The following is a 25,573-nucleotide window of genomic DNA, read 5'->3' as shown; positions in this document are numbered from 1 at the left end:
TTTTGAATAACCATACCGTGACCCCCCCTATCTCGGGAGGGCGGTTTCGCTTTTATCCCTGCGCTGGCGGGCCAGCAGCGCTTCGTGCTGGGGGTTTTCAGCGCCAAAACGCGAACGGTTATGTGCTCTAATCAACCGCGCGGCGCCGCTGGCACAGCCGCCGCGCGGTGATAACACGCCGGGGCGCGGCGACCAACGATACTTTCGTATTCAGATTTTTTATCGCGGCGACGGCGCAACAGGGACGGGCGAGCTGGATTTATTGGTGCCGGAACAAAGCGCGCCGCCCGAGCTGCAGGCTTTATGGCGACACGGGCAATTGGAGGATGAACCGCCGGCGCCGCATGACCCATCCTAGCAGGTGACGAGCAACAGCGTCCCCGTTTTTTAGCGATAAGCCCATCGCCGTGGGGGCAAAAATAGTCCACCGCACCGCAGGCTTTCGGGATCTCAAGCGGCTGCCCGCAACCAGGGCAGCGCGCAGACTCGCGATAGTCTTGCCCGCAGGCGGGATAATGCAGCTTACTGCCCGCAGTGACCAGTGGTCGTTGGCAAATCTCACAGTGTGCCATGTCCATCACGCTTATTTGTTTTTCTTGATATGACTCATCAGCTGCTTGCGTTTACGCAGCTGCGTCGGTGTTAAGGTATTGCGCCGCCCGGCGAAGGGGTTGGCGCCCTCGTTGAACTGGATGCGAATCGGCGTGCCCATAATCTCCAGCGAGCGGCGGAAATAATTCATCAGATAGCGCTTATAGGTATCCGGCAAATCTTTAACCTGTGTACCGTGGATCACCACAATCAGAGGATTGTAGCCACCGGCATGGGCATATTTGGGTTTAACGCGCCGACCGCGCACCAGCGGGGGTTGATGTTCGTCCACCGCCATGCGCATGATGCGCGTCAATAGCGCAGTGCTCACCCGCTTGGTGGCGCATTGGTAGGCTTCATTCACCGATTCAAACAGATTGCTGACGCCGCTGCCGTGCAGGGCCGAGATGAAATGCACGCGGGCAAAATCGATAAAACCAAGACGATGACCCAGCGCTTCTTTCACTTCGTCACGCGTCTCGCTGGATAGACCATCCCATTTATTGACCGCAATGAGCAGCGAGCGGCCACTATTGAGGATAAAGCCCAGCAGCGACAAATCCTGATCGGAAATGCCTTCACGGGCGTCGATGACCAGCAATACGACATTGGCACCTTCGATAGCCTGCAGCGTTTTGATGACGGAGAATTTTTCCACGGTTTCCGTAACCTTGCCACGCTTGCGCACGCCTGCGGTATCGATCAGGACATACTCCCGCTCGTCACGTACCATGGGAATATAAATGCTGTCGCGGGTAGTGCCGGGCATGTCATAGACCACCACACGCTCTTCGCCGAGAATGCGGTTGGTGAGCGTGGATTTACCCACGTTAGGACGCCCGACGATCACAAGCTTTATCGGCAGCGATTGAGGATCAAAAGGCTCCTCTTCTTCCAGCGCCAGCGCCTCGGCCTCGTCGTCAGGCCAGGGCGCAAATTCGTCCTCGTCGTCTGCCTCCGCCACCGGCAAACCATCGCTCACCAGCGGCAACAAAACCTGCTCCAACAGGCTGTTGATGCCGCGCCCGTGCGAGGCGGCAATAGGGACTATCTCGCCCATGCCCAGGGAATAAAAATCCCCTACCGCGCTGGCGGCATCGATCCCGTCGGTTTTATTGGCGACAATCACCGTGGTTTTCTCGCGGCGGCGCAGATGCCTGGCAATACCTTTATCGGCCGCCAGCAGGCCGGCGCGTCCGTCTACCATGAACAACACAATGTCGGCCTCTTCAATCGCCACCAGCGACTGACCGGCCATGCGGGTGTCCACCCCTTCCTCAGTGCCATCAATACCGCCGGTATCAATAACGATAAACTCATGGCCTTCCCATTCGGCACGACCATACTTGCGATCACGCGTCAGCCCTGGAAAATCCGCCACCAGCGCATCACGAGTGCGCGTTAGTCGATTAAAGAGAGTAGATTTTCCTACATTTTGGCGCCCGACCAGCGCGACGATAGGTATCATTATTACAACCTCATCAGGTTAAAAACGGCAAAGACGAAACAGGACCGATTATACATAAGACAAAACGGCTCCTGACATGTTCAGGAGCCGTTGCGGGTAGCACGTATCCGGCTACCGGCGGCAAATGATAGCACGCCTTAGCGGGTAATGGCGTAAACCTCGCCATTTTTTGCCTGCACAATAAGTTTATCGCCAGCAACGATAGGGGCCGCCAGCAGGCCGGCGCTATCCACTTTTTGCTGAGCCACGAACCGGCCATCATCGGTGTTAATCCAATGCAGGTAGCCTTCCGAGTCGCCGGTGACTATGTAGCCATTATACAGCACCGGCGAGGTCAGGTTACGGTGCAGCAGCTCGCTCTGACGCCAAAGGATGACGCCGCCCTGGGTGTCCACCGCAATAACGCGGTCATTTTGATCCGCCAGGTAAATCCGGCCGCCGTCCACCAGCAGATTGGTTACGGAACCGATTTCCCGCGACCACATTACCTGGCCGGAGCGCAGATCCAGCGCCGCAAGGTTGCCGTTATAGGCCAGGGCGTACACGACGCCGTTAACCACGACCGGCGTGGTCTGCACATCGTTGATCCGGGCAATTCCGGTGTCGCCGCTCGGCTGCGAGATGCGCTGCTGCCAAATCGGCTGGCCCTGATTGATCATGACCGCACTGACCCGGCCGTTATCACCGCCCACGATTGCGGCGCCAAACGCCGTCGTCGGTGAGGATTCGCCGCGCAGCGTCAGCGGCGGCACATCAAGGTTAACGGTCCATTTTACCGCGCCGTCGGCCTCGTTTAACGCCTGTAGCATGCCGTTGCTGGTATGGATCAGCACCACGCCATCGCTGACCACCGGCGTAGACAGGGCCTCGCCGGCAACCATCGTTTCCCAGGCAACGCGGCCGTCCTGCGCGTCAAGCGCATAAACCTTGGCCAGTTCGCTGCCCACGTAAACACGCGAGCCCGCCGCCGCCACGCCGCCGGAGAGCTGCGCCGGACGATTGCGTGAGAAGAAGCCGGTATGGATGGAAAGGTTAGTCGACCAAATCTCTTTGCCGCTGTTCGCATCGAGCGCGCTCACCACGCCACGACGATCCGCCGCGAATACGCGGTCGTCTTGCCAGGCGGGGTGCAAGTTGGAATAGAATTCGCCGGTACCGCTACCGACCGAGCGGCTCCATACCGTCGTCGGCTGAAACTGGTTGTCCACTTTGGGCAGCGGCGACATAGTTACTACGTCTCCCTCGCCGCTGAACCACGAGCACCCGCTGAGCAGCGTGACCGATAACAGTCCTACAAACATTGTTTTACGCAATTGCATGGCCCCCTCTCAGCTGGACAGATTATTCAGTTTCATGCGCACCAGCGCCAGCGGCGCGCCGCCGGACTGCAGCGCTTTCTCATAGGCGGTACGGGCGGCCTGTTTATCGCCCTTGATCACCTGCGCATCGCCACGGGTATCCTCCGCCAGCGCCGTCCATCCCTGCTCCTTCACGCCGTCGAGGGTTTTCAATGCGCCATCCACGTTTTTCTGCTGCAGCTGCACGCGCGCCAGCCGCAGATTAATCAGCGATTGCAGATTGGCCTCGCGGGTCTGGCCAAGCGCCTTTTGCAATTGCTTCTGTGCGGCGGGGAAATCGCCCCGCTCGGCGAATTGCCGCGCCAGCCCCATCAAGGTCAGCGCGCCATAGTTATTGTCGTTGGCGTCGGCAAAATGCTGCGCGGCGTCCAGCTGCGGCTGTGCCGCCTGGCCGCTCAGGCCGGCGTTCACCGGCTGCCAGGCGCTAGATGCCGCCATCATGGCGTCGTTATGGTGATTATGCCAGTAACGCCAGCCCCCCAGAGCGCCAACGCCGAGCACGACGCCTATCGCCAGCGCCTTACCGTTATCGACAAAGAACCGGCGCAGCGCATCGCGCTGTTCGTTATCAGTGCTGTAGACTTCCACGGTGTCCCTCTCCTTAACCTAAAATCGATGCCAGCCGCGCGGCGACATCGCTCTGCGCCAGCGCTTCCTGGTTACCCGTAGCCAAATCCTTCACCACTACCTGCCCCGCCGCCGTTTCGCTTTCTCCGAGAAACAGCGCGATGCGGGCGCCGTGCTTGTCGGCACGGCCAAACTGTTTTTTAAAGCTGCCGCCGCCGTAATTGGTCATCAGCCGCAGGGAAGGCAGCGCGTCACGCAACTGCTCCGCCAGCCGCAGCGCTTCACGCTGCACACCGTCCCCGGCCGCCACCAGATAGGCATCCACACGCGCTGCTGCGGCGAAATCCGGGTTGACCGCCTGCACCAGCAGCACCAGCCGCTCCAGCCCCATCGCGAAGCCTACGGCGGGGGTGGCGCGACCGCCCAGCTGTTCCACCAGACCATCGTAGCGGCCGCCGCCGCAAACGGTGCCCTGCGACCCCAAACGGGTGGTGACCCACTCGAAAACCGTCTGGTTGTAATAATCCAGGCCGCGCACCAAACGCGGATTAACCGTATATGCGATGCCGGCCAGGTCTAAAAGTTCACACAAACCGGAAAAGTGGGCCTGGGAATCGTCATCAAGATAATCGATCAGAACCGGTGCGTCGTTGAGCAGCGCCTGAATATCGGGGTTTTTCGTGTCTAATACCCGCATCGGATTGGTATGCATGCGACGGCGGCAATCTTCATCCAGGCGGTCTTCATGCTGGCGCAAAAACGCGACCAGCGCCTCGCGGTAGCGCGCGCGCGCCTCCAGCGAACCGATGGAATTCAGCTCCAGCGCCACATGTTCCTGAATACCCAGCGCACGCCACCAGCGGGCGGTCAGCAGAATAAGCTCGGCGTCAACATCCGGTCCCTGTTGACCAAATACCTCGGCGCCCATCTGGTAGAACTGACGGTAGCGGCCTTTCTGTGGACGCTCATAGCGAAACATCGGTCCCACATACCACAACCGCTGTTCCTGATTGTACAGCAAACCGTGTTCAATGCCGGCGCGCACGCAGCCGGCGGTGCCTTCCGGACGCAGGGCCAGGCTGTCGCCGTTGCGATCGGAAAAGGTATACATCTCTTTTTCCACGACATCGGTAACTTCACCGATAGCCCGCTGGAACAGCGGGGTCTGTTCGACGATCGGCGGGCGGATTTCACTGTAGCCGTAGCTGGCTAGCACGTCTTTAAGTGTTTCTTCCACGCGCTGCCAGAATGCCGTCTCTTCCGGCAAATAGTCGTTCATGCCGCGAATGGCCTGGATGTTCTTTGCCATGTCGAATCTCTACCTGTGTTATTTTTCTATCAGATTGACCGTGATGCGATTATTCTCGTCCAGCATCGCCGCTTTCGCGCGAATACGGGCCTCTAATTGGTCGATCATCAATTCGTTATCGAAACGCTCGCGCTGGCGAACGCCGTCTTCATAGTAACCGCTCTTGTTATGGCCGCCGGTCACACCCAGCGTGGACACCAGCGCTTCGCCGGGACCATTCACCACACAACCGATGATGGAGACACCCATTGGCGTGACGATGTCCTCCAGCCGCTGCTCCAGGGCATTGACGGTGCCGATAACATCAAACTCCTGACGCGAACACGTCGGGCAGGCAATGAAGTTGATGCCGCGGGCGCGAATACGCAGCGACTTCAAAATATCGAAACCGACCTTCACTTCCTCTACCGGATCCGCCGCCAGCGAGATGCGCAGCGTATCGCCGATGCCTTCGCTTAATAGCAGACCAAGACCAATCGCCGATTTCACCGCCCCGCTGCGAGCGCCGCCTGCCTCGGTAATACCCAGATGCAGCGGCTGATCGGTACGCGAGGCCAAAAGGCGGTAGGATTGCACCGCCAGGAACACGTCGGAGGCTTTCACGCTGACCTTGAACGTATCGAAATTGAGCCGGTCAAGGATATCCACATGGCGCATGGCCGATTCCAACAGGGCTTCCGGTGTGGGTTCGCTATACTTTTCCTGCAGATCGCGCTCAAGGGAGCCGGCGTTAACGCCGATGCGAATCGGGATATTGTTATCGCGTGCGCAATCCACCACGGAACGGATACGCCCCTCGTTGCCGATGTTGCCGGGATTGATACGCAAACAGTCAACGCCATATTCGGCGACTTTCAGCGCGATGCGATAATCGAAATGGATATCCGCCACCAGCGGAATAGCGACTTGCTGTTTGATAAGTTTGAACGCTTCGGCGGCGTCCATAGTGGGCACCGATACGCGTACGATATCAACACCGACGCGCTTCAGCGCCTGTATCTGCTGCACCGTCGCCGCAACATCGGTGGTACGGGTGTTGGTCATTGACTGCACCGCGATGGGGGCGCCGTCACCTACCGGCACTTTGCCAACGTAAATACGTTTCGATTTTCGACGGGTTATGGGTGCGAAATTATGCATTGAACATTCTCCAACCTTGCCGACTGGCTTGACTCTTTACTGGGCGGCTACGGTCAGTCGCGCAACCTGATTTGACCGGATGAACCGGCTCAGATCCACCGGCTTGCTCTGGTACTGAACCTGCACTGCGGCAGGGGCGCCGATTTTTAATTTGTACGGTGCCTGGCCGGTGAGATTCAGCCTGGCGCCGCTATGCTGAATACCGCTGAACAGTTTCTTGCCGCCAGCATCGAACACTTCCAGCCAACAGTCGCCGGTAAAATTCATCACCAGCGCGTTGCCGTCGGTCTGGCCGGCGATGTCAGGGGCGGACGCCGCGCTTGCGGGTGATGAAGGCGGCGCCGCAGCCGACGCACCGGCATCTGCGTCGGCCGGTTGATCCGCCGGCGGCTGGACGACGTCGTCCGCGCCGTCGCCAAGCGGGACCGACGTGGCATCATCCCCACGCAATAACTGGGCGGAGGATTGATCGGCCATGTCGGCGATATCCTGCTGCTGGGCCTGATGATTTTGCCACCACCAGGCGCCTGTCAGACCAATCACCACAAACAGGATAAGCCAGGTGACCCCCATCAGCCAGCTGTCGCGTTTCTTGCGGGTCTTGCCCAGCGAGAAGCTCTGCATTGGCGCTACCTTCAAGGCCTTTATCGGGGTCAGTTCTTCTTCAGAAATGTGCACCAGGCGCGCATAAGAGCGGGTATAGCCGCGCAGGAATGTCGAGGCGAGGTTGGGATTGACGTGATCGTCTTCGATATCCCGCACGGTGGACACCTTCAGACACAGCTGCTCGGCCACCGCCTGCTGGCTTAATCCCATATTTTCGCGGGCTTGACGCAGGCGTCCGCCCGTCGTGGTTAGTGCTTGATCTTGCAGGGCTTCAGTATTCATTAGCTAAGAATTGCTGGTACTGTTCGGATTGTGGAAAACTTCGCGCAAGCCGTGTGCCATAACGTTGCACCTCATTCGGCCGGTTGGCTAACGCAGCGAAACGAATCTGTAACCATAAACTTTCGGCGCTGGCCGGAAGCACATGTTGATAAATATTCAATAGCCGCTGCGCTCTGTCAGCGCGACCCGCCGTTAATTGCCGGTTCGCTTCAGACATTAGCGCCGCGCCTTTTTCAGGATCATACTTCAGCGTGCGCATAAACTAAGGTACGCGCCTGTGCGTCGTCCCCTGACTTGAAAAAACAGTAGCCGGCGCTCTCCAAACTATCGGCCACCTCGCCGTAATCCGCCGATTGCGCAGCCGCGGAAAACTGCTGCTGCGCCGGTACATACTGCCCTAAACCACATAAAAACGCACCGTAATTATTCAGAACTTCGCTATTTTGCGGCGCCAGTTTCAGGGCCAGGCGATAGCGATTCTCTGCGGCGGCGGTTTCACCAATCCGCTGTTCATACTGCGCCATACCTAACTGGGTCCGGTAATCGTCGGGCGCGGCTTTCACCGCCATTGACATATTCTGCCGGGCGGTATCCAGATTACCCGCCGCCAGATAGGCTATCCCCAGTTGCAAGCGCGTGGGTGCGGACTGCGGCGTCGCCTGCGGTAACGGCCCGCCGTCGCTCTACCCCTCCTGCCGGCTTTCGCCGGCGCAACCGCCCACCAGAGCGATGATGATTGCGACTCCACCCATCCGAATCAGCTTCATGCCGGTTCCCGTATCAGTTACGCTATTTCCGTTAACGTGGGTCAAAGGCCAGCGTCAGCGCTTGCCATCAGATTGCCTTCACCTCAATCGATTCACCGTTTATACGTTTACGCAGGGTACGCTTGGTGCGGTCGATCACCTCTCCCGCCAGTTGCCCACAGGCGGCATCGATATCGTCTCCGCGCGGTTTACGCACAATGGTCGTAAACCCGTAGTCCATCAGCACCTTGGCGAAGCGATCAGCGATCCACCCGGCTATTGGAACTGCGGCCGTAGGGGGCGCCGGGGAACGGGTTCCAGGGAATAAGGTTAATCTTGCACGGCGTATCCTTCAAACATGCCGCCAGTTGATGTGCGTGCTCGGGCACGTCGTTGATGTGATCGAGCATCACGTACTCCACGGTCACGCGGCCCTGATTGGCGTTGGACTTGTCAAGATAACGGCGCGCCGCCGACAGGAAAGTCTCGATATTGTATTTGCGGTTAATCGACATAATTTCATCTCGTCGCGAATCGTATCGTTTGGCACATGGAGCGAAATTGTCAGCGCCACGTCTATCATGTCACTGAGCTTCTCCAGGGCCGGCACGACGCCGGAGGCGGACAGCCCGAAGCCGAAATCGTCCAGCATAATCTCCATTGCCGGCACCACGTTGGTGAGATTGAGCAGCGGCTCGCCCATGCCCATCATTACCACATTAGTGATAGGACGCTGGTCGGTGACCTTGGCGGCGCCGATGATCTTTGCCGCGCGCCAGCCCTGGCCGATAATTTCCGACACCCGGAGATTACGGTTGAAGCCCTGCTGCGCGGTGGAGCAGAAAGTGCATTGTAGCGCGCAGCCGACCTGGGAGGAGACGCACAGCGTGGCGCGATCGTCTTCGGGAATGTAGACCGTCTTGACCTGCTGGTCGCCCACCTTGATGGCCCATTTGATGGTACCGTCGGCAGAGCGCTGCTCCTCGGCGACTTCCGGCGCGCGGATTTCCGCCAGCGCTTTCAGCCTGGCGCGCAAAAGCTTGTTGATGTCCGTCATCTGATCGAAATCATCGCAGCAATAGTGATAGATCCATTTCATCACCTGATCGGCGCGGAAGGGTTTTCCCCCATTGATGAAAAAAACTCGCGCAGCCGCTGGCGGTTCATATCAAGCAGGTTCAATTTCTGCTGGGCTGCGGGCGCAGGGGAAGGGGAAGGGGAAGGGGAAGGGGAAGGGGAAGGGGAAGGGGAAGGGGACGTTGCCGCCACGGGCAAAAGTTCAGACAAAAGTTGTTCTGATATCATTTTATTGCAGGCCTCATTATTACATGTTATGGCGCGAAATACATAAAGAAATGCCCCGGCAGAGTGTGGATTACCATCTCATCCGGGGCGCATTGGGCGCTTATTTTAGCGTAGCGCTGCCTGGCTTAAAAGGTGAAGCAGGCCTTTTTTTCTCTGTTGTGCGGCAAGGATTAGCGAATACGGGCGCAAACTTCGCCATCGGCAAAGAAATAAGCAATTTCGCGCGCGGCAGATTCAGCGGAATCCGAGCCGTGTACCGCGTTCTCGGTAAAGCTGTCGGCATAATCGGCGCGCAGGGTGCCGGCTAAAGCATTGGCCGGGTTGGTGGCGCCCATGATTTCACGATTGCGGCGCACGGCGTCTTCTCCTTGCAGCACCTGCATCAGGATGGGGCCGGAGATCATAAAATCCACCAGGCTGTCGAAGAACGGTTTGCCTTTATACTCGGCATAGAATCCTTCCGCCTGCTCACGGGTCAGCTGGAGCATTTTAGCGCCAACCACGGTCAGCCCGGTGCTTTCAAAACGTTGGATAATGGCACCGATGACGTTTTTGGCCACGGCGTTCGGCTTGATAATGGAAAAGGTGCTTTCAATGGTCATAAGAACCTCTAGGTGGTTTTTGTTATGGCCGCGCTAATTCGCTGTTACGCCGGCCAGTGCAAGTGGCGCAAATTATAGGGGCGCGCGAAGCGCGCCGCTACCTTTAAGAATAACATTTCACTAAAAAAAGCGCCGCCGCGCCGAGGGCGACAGCCCTGCGCCGCCCCGGGAGCCGTTCATTTGTGCGCCCTGCCCCAGCTGCAGCCGCTCCGGCATGAAGCCAACGGCAAAAAAGCCGACAATGCCAGACAATGCGATGGCGCCAGCACAATGCGCGGCGCACCCCGGACAGAGCCTGTAATGATTCATTCTTTATTCGTTACTCAAACATGGCTATAGCAGCATCTCGATGATCCTCAGGTGCGTATTCTTAACGCGCGCATGCTGCCGTCCGGTTATCAGGTGGCGCGTGAAAGTGTTGCGGAATTTCGTGCGGGTCATCTGCTGCCCGGTGCGGTATTTTTTGATATCGAGGCCCTGTCCGATAGCGCCTCTCCCCTGCCCCATATGCTGACCTCCCCGGCGCAGTTTGCCCGCGATATGGGTGCGCTCGGCGTTAGCGACACACACCACTGCGTAATCTACGATGACGGTCCAGTGTTTTCTGCCCCGCGCGGCTGGTGGATGCTGCAAACCAGCGGCGTCCGGCAGGTGTCGTTGCTGGCGGGAGGGCGGGACGGTTGGCGGCGTGCCGTCCTGCCGCTGGAAGAGGGGCAACCGGCGCCCGCGCCGCAAACTTTTACCCCGCGCATTGCGGCCAACCGGGTGCGTTCACTGGACGACATCTGCCGTATCAGCACCGACGGATCGGCGCAAATCGTCGATGCCCGTCCCACGGCACGCTTTCGCGGCGAGGCGCCGGAGCCCCGCCCCGGCTTGCTGCGCGGTCATATTCCCGGTAGCCTGAACTTACCCTGGGACCTACTGGTACAAGATGGGCAGCTAAAGCCCCTGCTAGTGCTGGAGGAACAACTGCGCCAGGCGGGGGCATTCATCCAAGGCGGTCGGTTGTTGCCAGCTGCGGCACCGGCGTCACCACGGCGGTGGCGGTGCTGGCTCTCACAGCGCTGGGCGCACAGATCATCAGCCCGTATGACGGCTCCTGGAGTGAATGGGGCACCCGTAGCGATACGCCCATCGCCGTCGCCAAATAGCGCTCGGCGACGCGACAGCGCAAGCGCCGGGCCGCGCACCTGGGTGAGTTTGACCGCGAAGCGCTGGACGCACGCCGTCGCGGTAGCGCGACGCACACGCTAATGGTCTTCGGCGGCGGCGTAAAGCGATGGTCCGGCCCCTAGGCGTTTGAAAAAAGAACTCAGGACCGGCCTGCGTCTTTCACCGACCGTAGCCAGCTGCCCCAGCGCCGTTCATAGAACGGAGTAATGTGGTGAAGGAGATAATGGCTGATGCCCGCCTCGCCCTCCTCCACCAGGCATATATCCACCGGCAGTGCGTCCGGCGCGGTATCGGTCGCCACCTGCCCCGTCGCCTGAATGGCCTCTTTGGCATCGCTGTCGCATTCCAGATCGATAAGCCAGTGCTGCTCTTGTTCCGCATCGTCCCGCACCTGCACCAGAAAAGCCCCGCCGCACCTGTTTATACTGCGCGAATAGTGCGGTCAGCGAGTCCACCATCTGTACCGGCATGTCCTTAGGCTCGCTGAGGGTCATACGCATTTCCCCTGCCAAAACCTGCCGTTCAGTCAACGCGTCACCGTCGTTGCTCAACAGCGCCGTCACCTCATCGGGCGCGAAGGACTTGCCGTAAGGCAGCTTGGGATTTAGAAACAGCTCTGCGCCGGCGATCATGGCAAATAATGTTCGCACCGGCAGCGCAACGAAAGGCTGGGGACCCGTCACCGCCCTTTCCAGCGCGGCCACCGAGATAAAAAAGGGGATAGCGGAGCCGCCGTCCTGCTTTTCCCAATGCTGCAACGTGACCGGCGATGCGCCGACGTCGCACGCGGCGCCGGCTATCCAATCATCGCCGGCTTCACCCGCCACATACACCCAACAGCTGGAAAAAAGCCGAGCGATAAGCCGGCTCACCGGCGGCGCGCTGGAGCAGGCGCTGCAGCGCGTTATCTTGTGAGAACGTCATACTTTGCAATTCCAGACGCCGCCTGAGCGGGCGTCATGTCAAACGGTTGGTCGACCCGGGCGCGGGCTGTTACGGGCATCTTTGCTATAGTCGCATTGACGGGCATGGGCATCAGTCCTGCGCCCGGGCCAGCAGCAGATTGGCCAGCGTGCGTACACCCAGCCCTGTCGCGCCGGCGGACCACTGATCCACCGCGCCTTTACGGTAAGTGGCGGAGCAGTCGATATGCAGCCAGCCCTGACGATAATTTTCCACGAAATGGGATAAGAACGCCGCGGCTGTACTGGCGCCTGCGCTGTGCGCGCCACCCGCTACATTGCTCATATCGGCGAAATTGGACGGCAGATGCTGACGGTGGAACTCCGCCAGCGGCAGACGCCAAAAAAATTCATTCTCTTCCCTGGCGCTTTGCATCAGCGCCGCCACCAGAGCGTTATCGAAGCTGAACAACGCATGATAATCATTGCCCAACGCGGTTTTTGCGGCGCCGGTCAGGGTGGCACAGTCGATAATCAGCTGCGGTTTGGCCGCACTGGCGTCAATGAGCCCGTCGGCCAATACCAGGCGGCCTTCGGCGTCGGTGTTCATTACTTCGACCGATTTGCCGTTGCGATAACGGATGATATCGCCTAGTTTGAAGGCATTGCCGCTCACCATATTCTCGGCACAGCACAGAATCAGCCGCACCCTTTTGTTCAGGCCGCGGCTGATGGCCAGCGCCAGCGCGCCCGTCAGCGTGGCGCCGCCGCCCATATCGGACTTCATGGAATCCATGAAGCTGCTACCTTTCAGACTGTAACCGCCGGTATCGAAGGTGATTCCTTTCCCCACCAGACACGCTAGCACCGGCGTCTGCGCATCGCCACCGGGATTATAGTCCAGCGTCAACAACACCGGTTGGCGATCGGAACCGCGGCCGACGGTATGCAGCCCCGTATACTGGTTATCAAACAGGTCGTCGGCTTTCATGATGCGATAGCTGATGGCTTCGTCAGCCACGGCAGACATGATATCCACCGCGCGCTGCGCCAGCTGTTCCGGACCCAGCTCTTCCGCCGGCGTATTAATTGTATGGCGCACCCAGTCAATGATTTGCAGCCGGTCATCCAGCTCCTTGCGCGCCGCTTCGGACAGCGTTGGCCAAGTTACACGGCGCTCGCCTTTGGGGGACCGATAGCCTTGCCAGAATGCCCAGCAGCGCGCCAGATCCCACGCGTCTCCCACCAACGCTATCTGCTTTATCCCTTGCCCGTCGATTTTGCGCCCCGCGCGCTGAATGGCGCTTAGCACATCATCGCCCGTCAAATGGATGGTCATTCCGCGCTCATTGGCGCTCAATAACGCTTTTTCACCCCAGGGCGGGTCGGCGGGTGTGGTAGATAGCGTGAGCTGCATCGCTTCGATCATCATGAGACTGCTCCAATAAATTAGGGTAGTAATGCCGTCTGTACATATCCGGTACAGTAGAGTGTCATCGCGGTTCATGACCGCCGGGTTGGTCTGACCGCCTGCTATTGCACTCATCTAACCAGACCCTCACGGTCGCCGCCAGCAGTTTTTCCTACGGCGCGGGCAACTGGCAGGAAAAGCAGCGGCGGGGTTATGGTCGTTGAAACCGATGACAGAAAAATGACAAATTTGCCCCGCAGGATCTTGGCCGCGCGTGCCGCGGCGATAACGGTTTAACCCCAACGACAACGCCCGCGGTGGCTAAAACGGCGACAACTGAAGACGGGAAACGGCTCCTCGACGGATCGGCGGCGCCGACTGTTTGAGGCAACGCGGGATAGAGGCGCTGCCGTCTCTTGGCGTCATTATCTGCACGTGCTGGCGCAGTCGGAGAGCGGTCACGCTACCTACGTAAACTAACGCCGCCGGCCTAACTGGAGCGCAGCGGAGCCACGACGCCGCGGCGTAAACTGGAGCTGAGCGAGGCGGCGACGCCTGTGCACTGCCCAGCGCCGCGCCAAGGCTGCGCCGCCGGCATTATGGCTTAGCGTTGCACCCAGTTCGCCGCGCCGGCGGCGCATTGAGGGGCAACCTCACGCAGACGCGCAATGGCCGTTCGGGTCTGGCTGATGGCGTACTCTATTTCTTCAGGCGTGGTAAAGCGCCCTAAAGAGAAGCGGATGGAGCTGTGGGCATGCTCTTCATCCAGCCCCATCGCGCGCAGCACATAGGACGGCTCAAGGCTGGCGGAAGTGCAGGCAGATCCCGTTGAGACCGCCAGATCTTTCTGGGCCATAATAAACGATTCGCCGTCAACATCACGAAAGCTGACGTTCAGCACCGTCGCCACGCTCTGATCCAGACAGCCATTTACCGCTACCCCGCCGATCTGTTGCAGTCCCTGCCACAAGCGGTCACGCAGAGCCCGCAGACGCGGCATTTCGCTCGCCAGCTCCTGCGCCGCGAGGTGATAGGCCTCCCCCATTCCGACAATTTGATGTACCGGCAGCGTCCCGGAGCGCATGCCCCGCTCGTGGCCGCCGCCGTGGATTTGGGCTTCGATCCGCACCCGCGGCGTGCGGCGCACGAACAGGCCACCGATCCCCTTCGGCCCGTACACTTTATGGCCGCTGAATGACATCAGATCCACCGGCAACCTGGTAAGATCGATAGGCAATTTCCCTACGCTTTGGGTGGCGTCCACGTGGAAAAGCACCCCACGGGCACGACACAGATCGCCGAATGCCGCAATGTCCTGGATCACGCCGGTTTCATTGTTAACGTGCATTAACGACACCAGAATCGTGTCATCACGCAGCGCATCGCCCAACTGCTGCGGGGTGACGATACCGGTCGCCACCGGCACCAGTCTGTTGATAGTGAAACCTTCCTGCTCCAGCTGTAGGCAGGTGTCCAATACCGCTTTATGCTCAGTTACGGCGGTAATAATGTGGCGGCCTTTCGCACGGCTGGCATGAGCCCCCCCTTTAAGGGCCAGATTATCGGACTCTGTGGCACCGGAAGTGAAAACGATTTCGCGCGGGTCGGCGCCCACCAGGGCGGCGACGTAATTACGGGCAATATCAACGGCTTCCTCTGCCTGCCAGCCATAACGGTGGGAGCGGGAAGCCGGATTACCGAAAATACCGTCCAGCGTAAGATGCTGCATCATCTTTTCCGCCACCCGCGGATCGACCGGCGTAGTGGCAGAGTAATCAAGATAAATCGGTAATTTCATGAAGCATTAACTCCAGGCATCAATAACAGTGGATGCCCTTATTATACTCAAGCGCGCAGGTTGACGTTAATCGTTTCCTGCGGCTGGCCGTTGGCAATCGGACGACGGGTATCATTGTCCTGGCGATCGGCGACGTCGAGGATCTCTTCATCACTGACCAGTTCCGCCAGGGTAATGTTGTTAAGAAACTCGCTGATGCGCACGCTGAGATCGCGCCAAAGCGTGTGGGTCAGGCAGCGGTCGCCGCCTTGGCAGCCTTCTTTACCCTGGCAGCGAGTGGCGTCTACGGATTCATCCACGGCAGTGATAACCGCGCCGACGGCAATCTGATCAGAGTCACGCCCCAGCAAATAGCCGCCGCCGGGTCCCCGCACGCTGGCCACCAGCTCATGCTTGCGCAGGCGGGAGAACAGCTGTTCCAAATAGGAAAGGGAAATCCCCTGGCGCTCCGAAATTTCGGCGAGCGGCACAGGCCCCTTACCGGAGTGGAGGGCGACATCAAGCATGGCGGTAACCGCATAGCGGCCTTTGGAAGTCAGTCTCATGATCAGAATACCGGTGAAAATAACGTAGCAAAAGTCTACTATTCCTGACTAAAGTAGTCAACTATTTAACCAAGCAATTTGCTCAAGTATTTATTCTTTTTCCACCGGCAAAAACTCTTGCGCCCGGCGGCGCAAACCCGCCCCGAAAGAGGACATTCCCGCAATCCGCCAGCGGGCGGACGCTACCGGTGGCACGAGGGCATCACGCCAGCGGGCAGCCGTGGCCGGTATCCGGTGCTGGCGTTTTCGGCTTTTGCGGGTGCTCAATGGAGGTCAGTATGCCGCGCAGGATATTCAATTCCTGGCTTTCCGGCCACGCACGATTAAACAACTGGCGCAGCTTGTTCATCACCAGTCCCGGATGGGCACGGCGAATGAAACCGGTACTGCTCAGCACCTGCTCCAGATGCTGATAAAAACGCTCAAGATCTTCCGCCAGAGGATAGACCGAAGTCTCTTGCACCGTCGCGTCCTGACGTTGACTATCAAGCCAGGCGACACGGACTTCATAGGCCAGAATTTGCACCGCCATCGCCAAATTAAGCGAACTGTACTCGGGATTGGCCAGGATCTGAACGTGGAAATGGCATTTTTGCAACTCATCATTGGTCAGGCCGACGCGCTCCCGGCCGAACAGGAGCGCCACCGGGGCCTGCGCCGCCTCCTGGATGCTTTTCACGCCGCACTCCCGCGGCTCCAGCATCGGCCAGGAAAGCGTCCGCGAGCGGGCGCTGGTGCCCACCACCAGGCTACACCCGGCCAGCGCCTGATCAAGATTATTAACCACGGAGGCATGGCCAACAATATCGCTGGCGCCAGCGGATAAGGCGATAGCCTGCGCATCGGGCTTGTGCAGGGGATTGACCAGATATAGATTGCTTAACCCCATGGTTTTCATTGCGCGAGCGGTGGCGCCGATATTGCCGGTATGAGACGTTTCAACCAGAACGATGCGGATATTGTGCAGCATAGTCTTACAAGTCAGAGGAAATGTAGGCAATATCGTAGCATAGCCGTAGGTTTTTTGCTGACGCTCTGCTATACTTCCGCTTCCGCGCCGTTTTAGTTCTTTAACATTCTAGTGGACGATATCCATGCATCCGATGCTCAACATCGCCTTTCGCGCTGCGCGAAAGGCGGGTAATTTAATTGCCAAACATTATGAAACCGCTGATGCCGTCGAAACCAGCCAGAAAGGCGCCAACGACTTTGTCACAAACGTTGATCGCGAAGCAAAACGTTTGATTGTTGAAGCCATCCGCAAGTCCTACCCGCAGCACACCATTATCGGCGAAGAGAGCGGCAAGCCGGTGGCCGGCGAAGACAACAAGGTACAATGGATTATTGACCCACTGGATGGCACCACCAATTTCATCAAGCGTTTCCCTCATTTTGCCGTTTCCATCGCCGTACGCATCAAAGGCCGCACGGAAGTTGCCGTGGTCCATGATCCTATGCGTAATGAGCTGTTTACTGCATCCCGCGGTCAAGGCGCCCAGTTGAACGGCTATCGTCTGCGCTGCAGTACCGCACGGGATCTGGATGGCACTATTCTGGCTACCGGTTTTCCGTTTAAACAGAAACAGCATGCCAACAGCTATATTGCCCTGGTAAGTAAACTGTTCATTCAATGTGCGGATTTCCGCCGTACCGGTTCAGCCGCGCTCGATTTGGCCTATGTGGCCGCCGGCCGCGTGGACGGATTTTTTGAGATCGGTCTGAAGCCCTGGGACTTCGCCGGCGGCGAACTGCTGGTACGTGAAGCGGGCGGTCTGGTCACCGATTTCACCGGTGGCCATAATCACCTGCTCTCCGGCAATATCGTGGCCGGCAATCCCCGTGTGGTGAAAGCGATGCTATCGACCCTGCGCGACGAATTGAGCGAGGCGCTGAAGCGTTAAGCGTTAGTCAAGGCCTGCATCGCCGCCAGCCCTGACGTAGCGGGCTTTACCCGACGCCTTCCGAGACACTTTTTTATCGTCACGCCACGCCCCGGCGCCACTGTTCCTTTCACTGACTCTGCCGTTTCAGCACCATTGCATAACCCATTCCCAGTGCCGCACCTGCCGTTCCTGTGCCAGCAAAATCATTCCCATGCCGGACAATTCGTGGTAGAGAAGGGAGTAGGGGGAAAACAGCCGCGGTAAACCTTCCCTTATCTCACCGACTCATCAGCAAGGCTGATATTATGCAAAATCTGTTTGATTTAACGGGGAAACGTGCACTCATCAGCGGCGGCTCCTGGGGGATATGTTATCTGCTGGCCGGCGGCGACGGCCGTCATGGCGCAAGCGTAATCGTCAGTGCGACGACCGCAGAGAATGCCGAGCAGGCGGCTGAACGGCTGCGCGCCGAGGGCCTGGATGCGCAGGGCGTGAGCTTTGACATTACCCAGGGGGCCGAGGTCAGCCGCGCGATCAAACAATTGGAACAGCAACAGGGCCCGATTGACATTCTTGTCAATAACGCGCTCATTCAGCGTCGACATCCGCTGCTCACGTTTCCTGAAGCCGACTGGAATGAGATTATCAATGTGAATCAGAAGGCGGTGTTTCTGGTTTCGCAACAGGTTACAAAACGGATGGTGGCGCGCCGGCGGGGCAAAATCATTAATATCGGCTCAATGCAAAGCGAGCTGGCCCGGCCGAACATCACACCTTACGCCGCCGCTAAAGGGGCGGTCAAAATGCTGACCCGCGGGATGTGTGCCGAACCGGCGCCTTACAATATTCAGGTCAACGGTATCGCGCCAGGGTATTTCAAAACCGAAATGACCACCACACTATCGGAGGATGAAACGTTTAACCGGTGGCTTTATCAGCGCCCGCCCGCCGAGCGCTGGGGCGATCCTCAGGAACTGAATCGGCGCGGCGGTGTTCCTCGCCTCCCCCGCTGCGTATTTTGTCAATGGTTATTTGCTGTCTGTCGATGGCGGCATGGCGGCGGTGGTATAATTAGACGCCAAACGGGCGGATGCCGCTTACCATTTCCGGCACTTCACTGAAATACAGCAGCGCGCCGTCGCCGACCAAGCACGACACCCCGCCGCGGCGAGCGCCAGCGTTGCCCATACCACATCGCGCCAGAGCGCGCGGTTTAATCAGTCGTTCAGTAACGGCCTGCCCAAAAAACACCAGCAGCGTCAGCGCCGTGCCCACGGCCATCATCAGCGCGGACAACACGCCCCAGGCATACACGCCATTCACTTTGGCGAACAGCAATACCAAGACCGCGCCGGAGCAAGGGCGCAAGCCCATAGCGACGACCACGACGGCGCGATTGTACCAGCCGTCGGTCGCCTGCAGCTCCTCATCCCGCGGTAAATGACGGTGACCGCAGCCGCAGTCTGCAGGGTGGCGGTGACTCGCCGGCGATATCGCACGGACCACCGGCGCCCTTCCCTTAAACGCCGCGGCCGTGCGCAGGAGATATAACAGGCGCCTGAGCGCACGCCAGCACAGCCAGACGCCCAATCCCACCACCAGCACAAAACTGGCCTTTTCCAGCCAGAATTGACCAAAGTGCAACGTGCGTGAAGACAGACGCAGCAGATTCAGGGTCACTGTGACCAGCATGATTGCCATAGTACCCTACAACAGCGCCGTGGCCAGCGTCATCAGCACGCTCTGCCACAGTCGTGAACGGTGGGTAGCGCGATAGCTGGTTATGACCACTTTGCCGTGGTCGGGTCCGACTGCGTGCAGGATGCCGTAAACAAAGCTGAACAGCAGCAGCGTGGCGCCATAATGCTTTGGCTTAGCCTGCACCTCTTGCAACAGCACCACCATATGCTGGTGCAGCTGCTTTTGCCAGTGAATTATCTGCAACAGGATTTGCAGCCAGCCCAGCCAGATCCAATGGCGCGCCGCCGCCAGCGCCGCTAAAAATACCCCTAGCGGCCACAAGTTCAGCCAGAGGCGGGATGAACGTGGTTCCCCCGGCCGCAGGACGTTATCGTTAATTTTTGTCACAGCGTCTCCCGACAGGCGCCAGGCGCCTGTCGCCCGTAGCTCAATTATGTTATTAACTAACATAACTTAGGCGACGATCCATCCCCCCTTTTCCCTTAGCGACAGGATTAACGGTCTGTCCGGCAGAGGCGGGAAAAATGTAACGCGGCTAAAAGCTATGAAACAAATTTTGCGCACCACCAGTGTGGAGATAGCGATTGACTATGATTAAGGCTGTTACGATAGCCAAAAGGGTATATGACCCATGAGTCCGCCCACTTCACAGGCGCCCGCGCTGTCCGCTTCCGGCCGGCGTAGCCATCTGTTGCTACTTCTATACTCGGCAACGGAGTCTTGCTCACTGGCACAACTGGCACATCGGTGCGGGACCGAACCCGATACCGTTCAAAGCGATCTCGCGCAGTTTGAAGCCGAAATCGGCACGCTATACCGGCTTGCCCTACTCTGCCGGGAGGGGTCATACCGTATTGAGGGCGACGTTCTCAATCATCGGTTGTGTCTGTTCGATGGACTGCGTCGGGCGCGGCGCCTCTGCCCGGATCGCATCGATCGCGATTTTACCGTAGCGCTGTCGCACCAGTGGCGCGACCTGCCCCACCTGCGCTGCAAATCCCGCCGTCGCAATTGGCGGAGGCCTTGGATCGCCTTTTGCCGTTACTGCCCGATCAGCGCGCCGAATGTGGGATGGCAATCATTTCTGAACTCTTAAGTTAAACGATGGGTTAGCTGGAATCCCTTTAATGACGCGGCTTACAGAGATTTTACAGATTCTAGACTCGAATGACTGTGGTTTGAGCAGATTTAAAGGTAGTTTAAACGCCTTTTGGGCATCCATTAGATATATGTGAATTAGGTTAAAAAATATTAGTAAATCATAAAAATAATGAAATGAGATAGATAATGGCCTAATCTTTATTTAGGCCGCTCCACTTTTCTTACAGTTTAAGCTTGCCACATCTTCTACTGCACACTCTTCAGATACCGCCCCCTTTTTAGCTTCGTGTAGGGCTATCAGACGTTCTCTTCCTTCTTTTGGAAGTTGGAGTAACAGGCTATCTAAGTCATCTTTACGTCCTGATAACGCCAATACACCCTTTGCCCCTTCTTGCAAAAGCAGGCATTATTAATGCCTCTAAATCTTTTTTATTTAGCGACTTATAAATCATATGCCAAGTAGCTTATAAAGGATCCTCCATTAGGCTTTCCTCGTTAATCGACTGAATCTCGCTAGTTGAGGCCACTTCGTTTTGAGTGCATGATGAACCAAATGCAAGCCAGTCCAGGCTGACGTGTTTCTTATATACAATGCCCTGCACCACTGTAAAAGATGGTTCTGTACCTCTAGTTAAATAGTTGTGCAATGTTGAGAAGGATAACCCCCATTCAGTTGCAGCAGCTCTGACGCTTCTATTGCCTGTAAGTTGTTTAAGGCGTGCGATAAAATTTTTTTTCCATCCATATCAAAAGCAAAATTACTTGTTTTCTTATTCCTCATTTTTTTCTCTATAACTTATTGATTATAGTTAATAAAATACAAAAATATCTCTCATATGGAGCGATCAGAAAAGAAAATTCATTATTTACTTTACTTGTCTTAAGTTTGAGATGTCATTGCTGTATGGGTAAGCCCCATGACTTACCCGCATGATTAACCTTTTAGGGTAATCGAATGATAGATAGAAATGAAGTGAATCATCGTGACTGACACCGGATTCATATCCTGGCCTCCCTGCACAAGAAGGGGATCACCATGCAAGATCTCTCCCGCGGCTCGGGGCTGGCGTCCAGCAAGTTAAAAAAACGCGCTGTACCGTCACTATCCCAAAGGTGAACGCATTATCGCTAATGCACTCAATGTGGATCCGGCCAGCATTTGGCCGAGTCGTTATATGAGCAAGGTGCAGGCTCTGAACGATCAGCAGAAGCAGATTGCCGATGCGCGCATGATGCTGGCACAGGAAGTGGTTCGGTTACAGCAGGGCTGCATGACCCGCATTGCGGCGGTGATTTTTATCGTCGATGAGTCAAAGGCCGGCACATTGCCCGAGGCTTTGCAGCACGCCGCCACGCGGGCTAACACCAAAAAGGGCCGCACCCCCCGGCAAGGGGTAAGCAAAAGCAGCCCACAGGAATGGGTGAGTCTCTATTTCAGCGCTGAAAGGCCCCAGGAGCGTCTGGCGATACTGGCTCCTGAGAAGCTGAAGAAGCAGCAGCGCCCCGAGGACATGACGTGGTTCTACGCCCTGTTCTGGCCGTATTATGCCCGACCCTGTGGCCTGACGGTGCTGGAAGCCTACCGCGCATTTCAGGCGGACTGGCAGAGTAAATACCATGACCAACCTGTTATGCTGGCGGCCCTGCCGACCTACGACAAGGTCAATCGCATGGTCAAGCGGGTTGCGCCCAACCGAAGGGTCAAGGGCCGGGTCACCGGCTCGGCGCTCAAGGCGTATCAGGTGTACCAGCAGCGGGATTGGGCGCGGATCGCGGTAAATGGCTGCTGGATAGCCGACGGCAAGTCGCTGAACATGAAAGTGGCGCATCCGATACACGGGCTGTTCTTTACCCCGGAGCTGACTTCGGTGCTCGACGGGCGTACCCGCTATCTGGTGGGCTGGAGCCTGTCACTGGCAGAAAACACCATCGCGGTAGCGGATGGGTGGCGTTATGCCATCCAGCACCACGGCAAGCCGCTGTTTGCCTACTCCGATAACGGCGGCGGCGAGACCAACAAGATGCTGGATGCGGATATCACCGGGATTTTTCCCCGGCTGGGTATTGAGCATATTACCGCTATTCCCGGTAACCCCCGCAGGCGTGGGGCATTATCGAGCGGCTGAACGGCGTGCTGCCACGCAGGCTGGCCCTGCGCTTTCAGACCTATAACGGGCTAAGTGCTGACCCCAACGGGGCGCGGGTGCAGGGGCAAAACTGCTGAGTCTATCGAATGCCTTCGTCAGGGGAAGGAGCTGAACACCACGCAGCAAAAGACGCTGGCGATATTGCCCAGCTGGCGGCAGCTGATAGACGCTATCGAGGAGGAGGTGCAGCGCTATAACCACAGCCACGAGCACAGCGCGCTACCGAAGGTCAACGGTAAATCGATGACGCCGGCCGCTTGCAAGGCCCTGCTGGCTGAGGAAGGGGACAACATTGAATAGCTGACGCCAGGCGAGTTGCGCGAGATGTTTATGCCGGAAAAAACCGCGTGGCCCAGCGCGGTTGGGTTGAACTGCTGAATAACCAGTATTTTGCCAGGGAGCTGATTGAGGTAGACCGCCAGACGGTGCGGGTGGCTTACGATATCCATAATCCTAATGAAGTGATTATTCACTAGATGGACGGGGCCTATCTCTGTACTGCGCTGTGGAATGGCAATACTGCCTCGCCAGTGCCGGTCTCCAGAGTGGGAAAAGCGCTGGAAGCGCGCGCCAAGCGTCGCATTAAACTCGTTGAAAGCAAAATTCAGGATGCAAAAGACGAATTACGCCCGGTGATTGACGCACCCAGAGAGAGCGATTACAGCCTGCTGATACCCCAGGTATCGGCACCCAAAAAAGACAAGGTGTATTTATTTAAATCCGAATATAAGCACAATATTAAACAAATCGGTAATAACTGGTAAGGCTATATTGTATGACAACGCGAGAACGTATTTTCCAGCTGATGGCGCGGTCAGGCTACACCCAGCGCAAGGTGACCGATAAAACCGGATTAAGTGGCGCGACCATCTCATAATATTTAAAGGGGGTTTACAACGGCAATATTGATAACGTCGAGGGCACACTGCGAGATTTTCTTGACAGTGAGACAGAGCGCGCCCACCGGCGGGACATCAAGGTGAATTTTGTGCCGACCCATTTGGCCAGGGTGGCGCTCGGCCTGATTAGTGCCCCGCACGACTTCGGCGATATCGGTGTGATATACGACCCGGTCGGCATGGGGGAAAGTATAATGCTGAAAGAGTATGTGCGCGCCAACAGCGGCGATAAAAACGTCATCCTGATTGAAGCCGACCCCGGCTATTACCGCCAAGGTGTTATTACAGGCGCTGTGCGCCCGGTTGGGTCTGCGGAAAACCGGCAATATCCATGATCTGGTCGAAGAGTGCGTACAGGGGCTGCGCGATAAGCACTGGCTGGTACTGGTTGATGAGGCTGAGCTGCTGCCCTACAGGGCGCTTGAGGTCTTGCGGCGCATTCACGACCGTTCCGGGGTGGCCATTGTATTGGCGGGGATGCCGCGTTTGCCGCTCAATCTTAATCTAAAAGGCTCACGCGGGGAATACGCCCAGCTCTATAGCCGGGTGGGCATGGCGTTAGACCTGGCGTCCCGGAGGAAAGAGAGCGAAACCGAGGATTTCAGCGCCATTCTCGGCAGTCTGTTATTGAACGGTGAAGCATCGGGCGAGCCGCTTGCGCCCGAGATTGCCGTCGCCTTTCGCAAACATTCATGGGGCAATTATCGCCGCCTGTTTAAACTGGCGCGCGGGGTGGCCTGGACAAGCGCTATCGGCAATCAGGGGATGTCCGTGACGTTAATCGACCGCTATGCAGAAATGCTGATTCATTGAAGGAAAAAAGTATGTCAGTCCATCATAAAGATGGTATCAACCAACAATCATCTTATCGCCGCGATGACGCAGGCAGAAGCCGTTATACAGTATTTAACGATAAAAAGCGCGAGTGTAAAAGGCGTGATATTGCATGACTGCAAGCCGGTTATCCGTATTGAACACCATACGCTCTGTGAGCAATTATTAAAAAAGGGTCAGGCGGATTATATCCCCGTTGGCAAAAACGCACGGAGTGGTTTTAAGCAAGGGGTATTCATGAAAAATGGATGCGCGGCTATTTAACCAGCATCATTATATTGATGTCACCATGACAATTGAAATTAACATCATTGTTCAGCAAACCTCTATCGGCATTGATGTAAATATTAATGCCAGCGGTACGGGCAGTGAAATTGAAAAGAAGGAAACTCAATTTATTCACGATGCACTTGCCACCGTATTATTGTGCCGGGCTGATTTCGAGGCTATCAATAAAGGCTCTATTGCCAATACATTTAACAAGAGAGGTCATCATGTCCACTAACTTACATGACAATACGGTGCCCGCCGGTTACTGGCAGGATGCCAAGGGCGCACTGATACCCGACGCCATGGTAAAGCCCATTGATAAGGAGCGCGACGTCCTGGTCAAAGCTATTGTGGCACGCACCCGGCCGCTGCATGAGGCATTGAGAGATTTTAAACACCGCGCGTTTGTCGATATCCAGGCATTGATTGCCCTGTCGGTTGAGCAATACGGGGTGAAGCGTGGCGGCAGAAAAGGCAATGTGCCGCTGTATTCCTTTGATGGCCGCTACAAGGTCATTCGCGCGCTGCAAGACCGCATTACCTTTGATGAGCGTATCCAGGCCGCCAAGGCGTTAATTGATGATTGCATGGCGGAATGGACGCAAAATGCGCGACCGGAGCTGCTGGCCATTATTGACCAAGCATTTTCCACCGATAAGAACGGTGATATTAATTCGGCCCGTATTCTGCAGCTGCGTCGCCATGATATTACCGACCCGTGCTATTTGCGGGCGATGGATGCGCTGGCGGAAGCGGTGCAGGTGGTCAGCAGCAAGAGCTATATCCGCCTTTATGAGCGCATCGACGAGACCGGGCAATATCGGCCGCTGTCGCCGGATATCGCCGGGGTATGAATCATGAAGGCAGAACAGCTTAATCAATGCTATCCGGTCGGCGCGTACTTTATTTATCAACCTAATCGGATTTTAAAA

26 protein-coding genes and 8 pseudogenes are annotated in these 25,573 nt (G+C 57.2%); 13 read left to right on the top strand and 21 right to left on the bottom strand.

All coding sequences use genetic code 11. The features are described from left to right. The first annotated feature begins 58 nt into the window (after positions 1–58). Positions 59–358, top strand: a complete 300-nt coding sequence (locus ACTBDU_RS00830) for a protealysin inhibitor emfourin (protein WP_438805220.1) — start codon at positions 59–61, stop codon at positions 356–358. 22 nt (positions 359–380) lie between these two features. Here the strand turns inward: ACTBDU_RS00830 and ACTBDU_RS00825 are convergent. The 11 genes and pseudogenes from ACTBDU_RS00825 to ACTBDU_RS00775 form a co-directional block, all read right to left on the bottom strand. After that, positions 381–578: pseudogene (locus tag ACTBDU_RS00825) on the bottom strand (zinc ribbon domain-containing protein); the annotation flags it as partial. 5 nt (positions 579–583) lie between these two features. Beyond that, positions 584–2,059, bottom strand: coding sequence for a ribosome biogenesis GTPase Der (gene der, locus ACTBDU_RS00820; RefSeq protein ID WP_438805201.1), 1,476 nt, complete (start codon positions 2,057–2,059; stop codon positions 584–586). A 137-nt stretch (positions 2,060–2,196) separates the two neighbouring features. Next, complete coding sequence (gene bamB, locus ACTBDU_RS00815; protein ID WP_438805200.1) at positions 2,197–3,378, bottom strand: outer membrane protein assembly factor BamB; 1,182 nt, start codon at positions 3,376–3,378, stop codon at positions 2,197–2,199. A 9-nt stretch (positions 3,379–3,387) separates the two neighbouring features. Next, positions 3,388–4,005: a YfgM family protein gene (locus ACTBDU_RS00810; protein ID WP_438805199.1), complete on the bottom strand. Its 618-nt coding sequence runs from the start codon at positions 4,003–4,005 to the stop codon at positions 3,388–3,390. Positions 4,006–4,018: 13 nt separating this feature from the next. Continuing rightward, entirely contained in the window at positions 4,019–5,293 is a 1,275-nt protein-coding gene (gene hisS, locus ACTBDU_RS00805) for a histidine--tRNA ligase (protein ID WP_438805198.1), read from the bottom strand. Between the two features lie 18 nt (positions 5,294–5,311). Continuing rightward, positions 5,312–6,433 carry a flavodoxin-dependent (E)-4-hydroxy-3-methylbut-2-enyl-diphosphate synthase gene (gene ispG, locus ACTBDU_RS00800; RefSeq protein WP_438805197.1) on the bottom strand — a complete coding sequence of 374 codons (1,122 nt, stop codon included), beginning with the start codon at positions 6,431–6,433 and terminating at the stop codon, positions 5,312–5,314. 36 nt (positions 6,434–6,469) lie between these two features. Further along, positions 6,470–7,321, bottom strand: coding sequence for a cytoskeleton protein RodZ (rodZ, locus tag ACTBDU_RS00795; protein WP_438805196.1), 852 nt, complete (start codon positions 7,319–7,321; stop codon positions 6,470–6,472). Continuing rightward, a pseudogene (gene pilW / locus ACTBDU_RS00790) lies at positions 7,311–8,088 on the bottom strand (type IV pilus biogenesis/stability protein PilW). Before pilW ends, rodZ begins: the two are co-directional and overlap by 11 nt. Before the next feature lie 67 nt (positions 8,089–8,155). Continuing rightward, positions 8,156–9,369, bottom strand: a pseudogene (locus ACTBDU_RS00785) (bifunctional tRNA (adenosine(37)-C2)-methyltransferase TrmG/ribosomal RNA large subunit methyltransferase RlmN). Between the two features lie 173 nt (positions 9,370–9,542). Next, positions 9,543–9,974: a nucleoside-diphosphate kinase gene (gene ndk, locus ACTBDU_RS00780; protein ID WP_438805195.1), complete on the bottom strand. Its 432-nt coding sequence runs from the start codon at positions 9,972–9,974 to the stop codon at positions 9,543–9,545. 120 nt (positions 9,975–10,094) lie between these two features. Beyond that, complete coding sequence (locus ACTBDU_RS00775; protein WP_438805194.1) at positions 10,095–10,283, bottom strand: hypothetical protein; 189 nt, start codon at positions 10,281–10,283, stop codon at positions 10,095–10,097. A gap of 51 nt (positions 10,284–10,334) precedes the next feature. Between ACTBDU_RS00775 and sseA the strand changes: the two are divergent. Beyond that, positions 10,335–11,128: pseudogene (sseA, locus tag ACTBDU_RS00770) on the top strand (3-mercaptopyruvate sulfurtransferase). 161 nt (positions 11,129–11,289) lie between these two features. On the opposite strand, the gene ACTBDU_RS00765 reads toward sseA, so the two are convergent. From ACTBDU_RS00765 to trmJ, 6 genes and pseudogenes are all read right to left on the bottom strand, one after another. Beyond that, on the bottom strand, positions 11,290–11,547 hold the full coding sequence (locus tag ACTBDU_RS00765) for an enhanced serine sensitivity protein SseB C-terminal domain-containing protein (protein ID WP_438805193.1): 258 nt from the start codon (positions 11,545–11,547) through the stop codon (positions 11,290–11,292). A gap of 55 nt (positions 11,548–11,602) precedes the next feature. Beyond that, positions 11,603–11,977 (bottom strand): annotated as a pseudogene (locus ACTBDU_RS00760) (SseB family protein); the annotation flags it as partial. Between the two features lie 208 nt (positions 11,978–12,185). Continuing rightward, on the bottom strand, positions 12,186–13,484 hold the full coding sequence (gene pepB / locus ACTBDU_RS00755; protein ID WP_438805219.1) for an aminopeptidase PepB: 1,299 nt from the start codon (positions 13,482–13,484) through the stop codon (positions 12,186–12,188). A gap of 583 nt (positions 13,485–14,067) precedes the next feature. Further along, a complete protein-coding gene (locus ACTBDU_RS00750) occupies positions 14,068–15,261 on the bottom strand; it encodes an IscS subfamily cysteine desulfurase (RefSeq protein ID WP_438805192.1) in 1,194 nt (397 codons plus the stop codon). Between the two features lie 47 nt (positions 15,262–15,308). Further along, positions 15,309–15,806: a Fe-S cluster assembly transcriptional regulator IscR gene (iscR, locus tag ACTBDU_RS00745; RefSeq protein WP_438805191.1), complete on the bottom strand. Its 498-nt coding sequence runs from the start codon at positions 15,804–15,806 to the stop codon at positions 15,309–15,311. 202 nt (positions 15,807–16,008) lie between these two features. Beyond that, on the bottom strand, positions 16,009–16,776 hold the full coding sequence (gene trmJ / locus ACTBDU_RS00740; protein ID WP_438805190.1) for a tRNA (cytosine(32)/uridine(32)-2'-O)-methyltransferase TrmJ: 768 nt from the start codon (positions 16,774–16,776) through the stop codon (positions 16,009–16,011). A gap of 124 nt (positions 16,777–16,900) precedes the next feature. Between trmJ and suhB the strand changes: the two genes are divergently transcribed. Both suhB and ACTBDU_RS00730 read left to right on the top strand, forming a co-directional pair. Further along, on the top strand, positions 16,901–17,707 hold the full coding sequence (gene suhB, locus ACTBDU_RS00735) for an inositol-1-monophosphatase (protein WP_438805189.1): 807 nt from the start codon (positions 16,901–16,903) through the stop codon (positions 17,705–17,707). A 287-nt stretch (positions 17,708–17,994) separates the two neighbouring features. Then, positions 17,995–18,760 (top strand): annotated as a pseudogene (locus ACTBDU_RS00730) (SDR family NAD(P)-dependent oxidoreductase). Here the strand turns inward: ACTBDU_RS00730 and ACTBDU_RS00725 are convergent. From ACTBDU_RS00725 to ACTBDU_RS00710, 4 genes and pseudogenes are all read right to left on the bottom strand, one after another. After that, a pseudogene (locus ACTBDU_RS00725) lies at positions 18,761–19,777 on the bottom strand (nickel/cobalt transporter). Positions 19,778–20,693: 916 nt separating this feature from the next. Then, positions 20,694–20,888, bottom strand: coding sequence for a hypothetical protein (locus ACTBDU_RS00720; protein WP_438805188.1), 195 nt, complete (start codon positions 20,886–20,888; stop codon positions 20,694–20,696). Between the two features lie 67 nt (positions 20,889–20,955). Beyond that, the gene (locus ACTBDU_RS00715; protein WP_438805187.1) at positions 20,956–21,093 is read right to left on the bottom strand and encodes a hypothetical protein; all 138 of its coding nucleotides are present in this window, start codon (positions 21,091–21,093) and stop codon (positions 20,956–20,958) included. Between the two features lie 3 nt (positions 21,094–21,096). Continuing rightward, a pseudogene (locus ACTBDU_RS00710) lies at positions 21,097–21,216 on the bottom strand (hypothetical protein); the annotation flags it as partial. 311 nt (positions 21,217–21,527) lie between these two features. Between ACTBDU_RS00710 and ACTBDU_RS00705 the strand changes: the two are divergent. From ACTBDU_RS00705 to ACTBDU_RS00665, 9 genes are all read left to right on the top strand, one after another. Then, the gene (locus tag ACTBDU_RS00705) at positions 21,528–21,608 is read left to right on the top strand and encodes a hypothetical protein (RefSeq protein ID WP_438805218.1); all 81 of its coding nucleotides are present in this window, start codon (positions 21,528–21,530) and stop codon (positions 21,606–21,608) included. 58 nt (positions 21,609–21,666) lie between these two features. Continuing rightward, a complete protein-coding gene (locus ACTBDU_RS00700; protein ID WP_438805223.1) occupies positions 21,667–22,617 on the top strand; it encodes an integrase catalytic domain-containing protein in 951 nt (316 codons plus the stop codon). Positions 22,618–22,671: 54 nt separating this feature from the next. After that, positions 22,672–22,938, top strand: coding sequence for a hypothetical protein (locus ACTBDU_RS00695; protein ID WP_438805186.1), 267 nt, complete (start codon positions 22,672–22,674; stop codon positions 22,936–22,938). Positions 22,939–22,985: 47 nt separating this feature from the next. Then, a complete protein-coding gene (locus ACTBDU_RS00690) occupies positions 22,986–23,114 on the top strand; it encodes a Mu transposase C-terminal domain-containing protein (RefSeq protein ID WP_438805185.1) in 129 nt (42 codons plus the stop codon). Then, on the top strand, positions 23,115–23,402 hold the full coding sequence (locus ACTBDU_RS00685) for a hypothetical protein (RefSeq protein ID WP_438805184.1): 288 nt from the start codon (positions 23,115–23,117) through the stop codon (positions 23,400–23,402). Between the two features lie 236 nt (positions 23,403–23,638). After that, on the top strand, positions 23,639–23,872 hold the full coding sequence (locus ACTBDU_RS00680) for a hypothetical protein (RefSeq protein WP_438805183.1): 234 nt from the start codon (positions 23,639–23,641) through the stop codon (positions 23,870–23,872). Next, positions 23,814–24,350 (top strand): AAA family ATPase, encoded by a 537-nt coding sequence (locus ACTBDU_RS00675; RefSeq protein WP_438805182.1) that lies wholly within the window; start codon positions 23,814–23,816, stop codon positions 24,348–24,350. Before ACTBDU_RS00680 ends, ACTBDU_RS00675 begins: the two co-directional genes overlap by 59 nt. Positions 24,351–24,660: 310 nt before the next feature. Beyond that, positions 24,661–24,876 carry a hypothetical protein gene (locus ACTBDU_RS00670; RefSeq protein WP_438805181.1) on the top strand — a complete coding sequence of 72 codons (216 nt, stop codon included), beginning with the start codon at positions 24,661–24,663 and terminating at the stop codon, positions 24,874–24,876. Further along, complete coding sequence (locus ACTBDU_RS00665; protein WP_438805180.1) at positions 24,866–25,495, top strand: DUF3164 family protein; 630 nt, start codon at positions 24,866–24,868, stop codon at positions 25,493–25,495. Before ACTBDU_RS00670 ends, ACTBDU_RS00665 begins: the two co-directional genes overlap by 11 nt. Positions 25,496–25,573: the final 78 nt, after the last annotated feature.

Origin of the sequence: Sodalis sp. (in: enterobacteria), from assembly GCF_051710625.1 — a bacterium.
Classification (GTDB): Bacteria; Pseudomonadota; Gammaproteobacteria; order Enterobacterales; family Enterobacteriaceae; genus JBPESN01.
The sequence above is the reverse complement of the archived record's forward strand: the minus strand, read 5'-3'. Positions and strand labels throughout refer to the sequence as shown.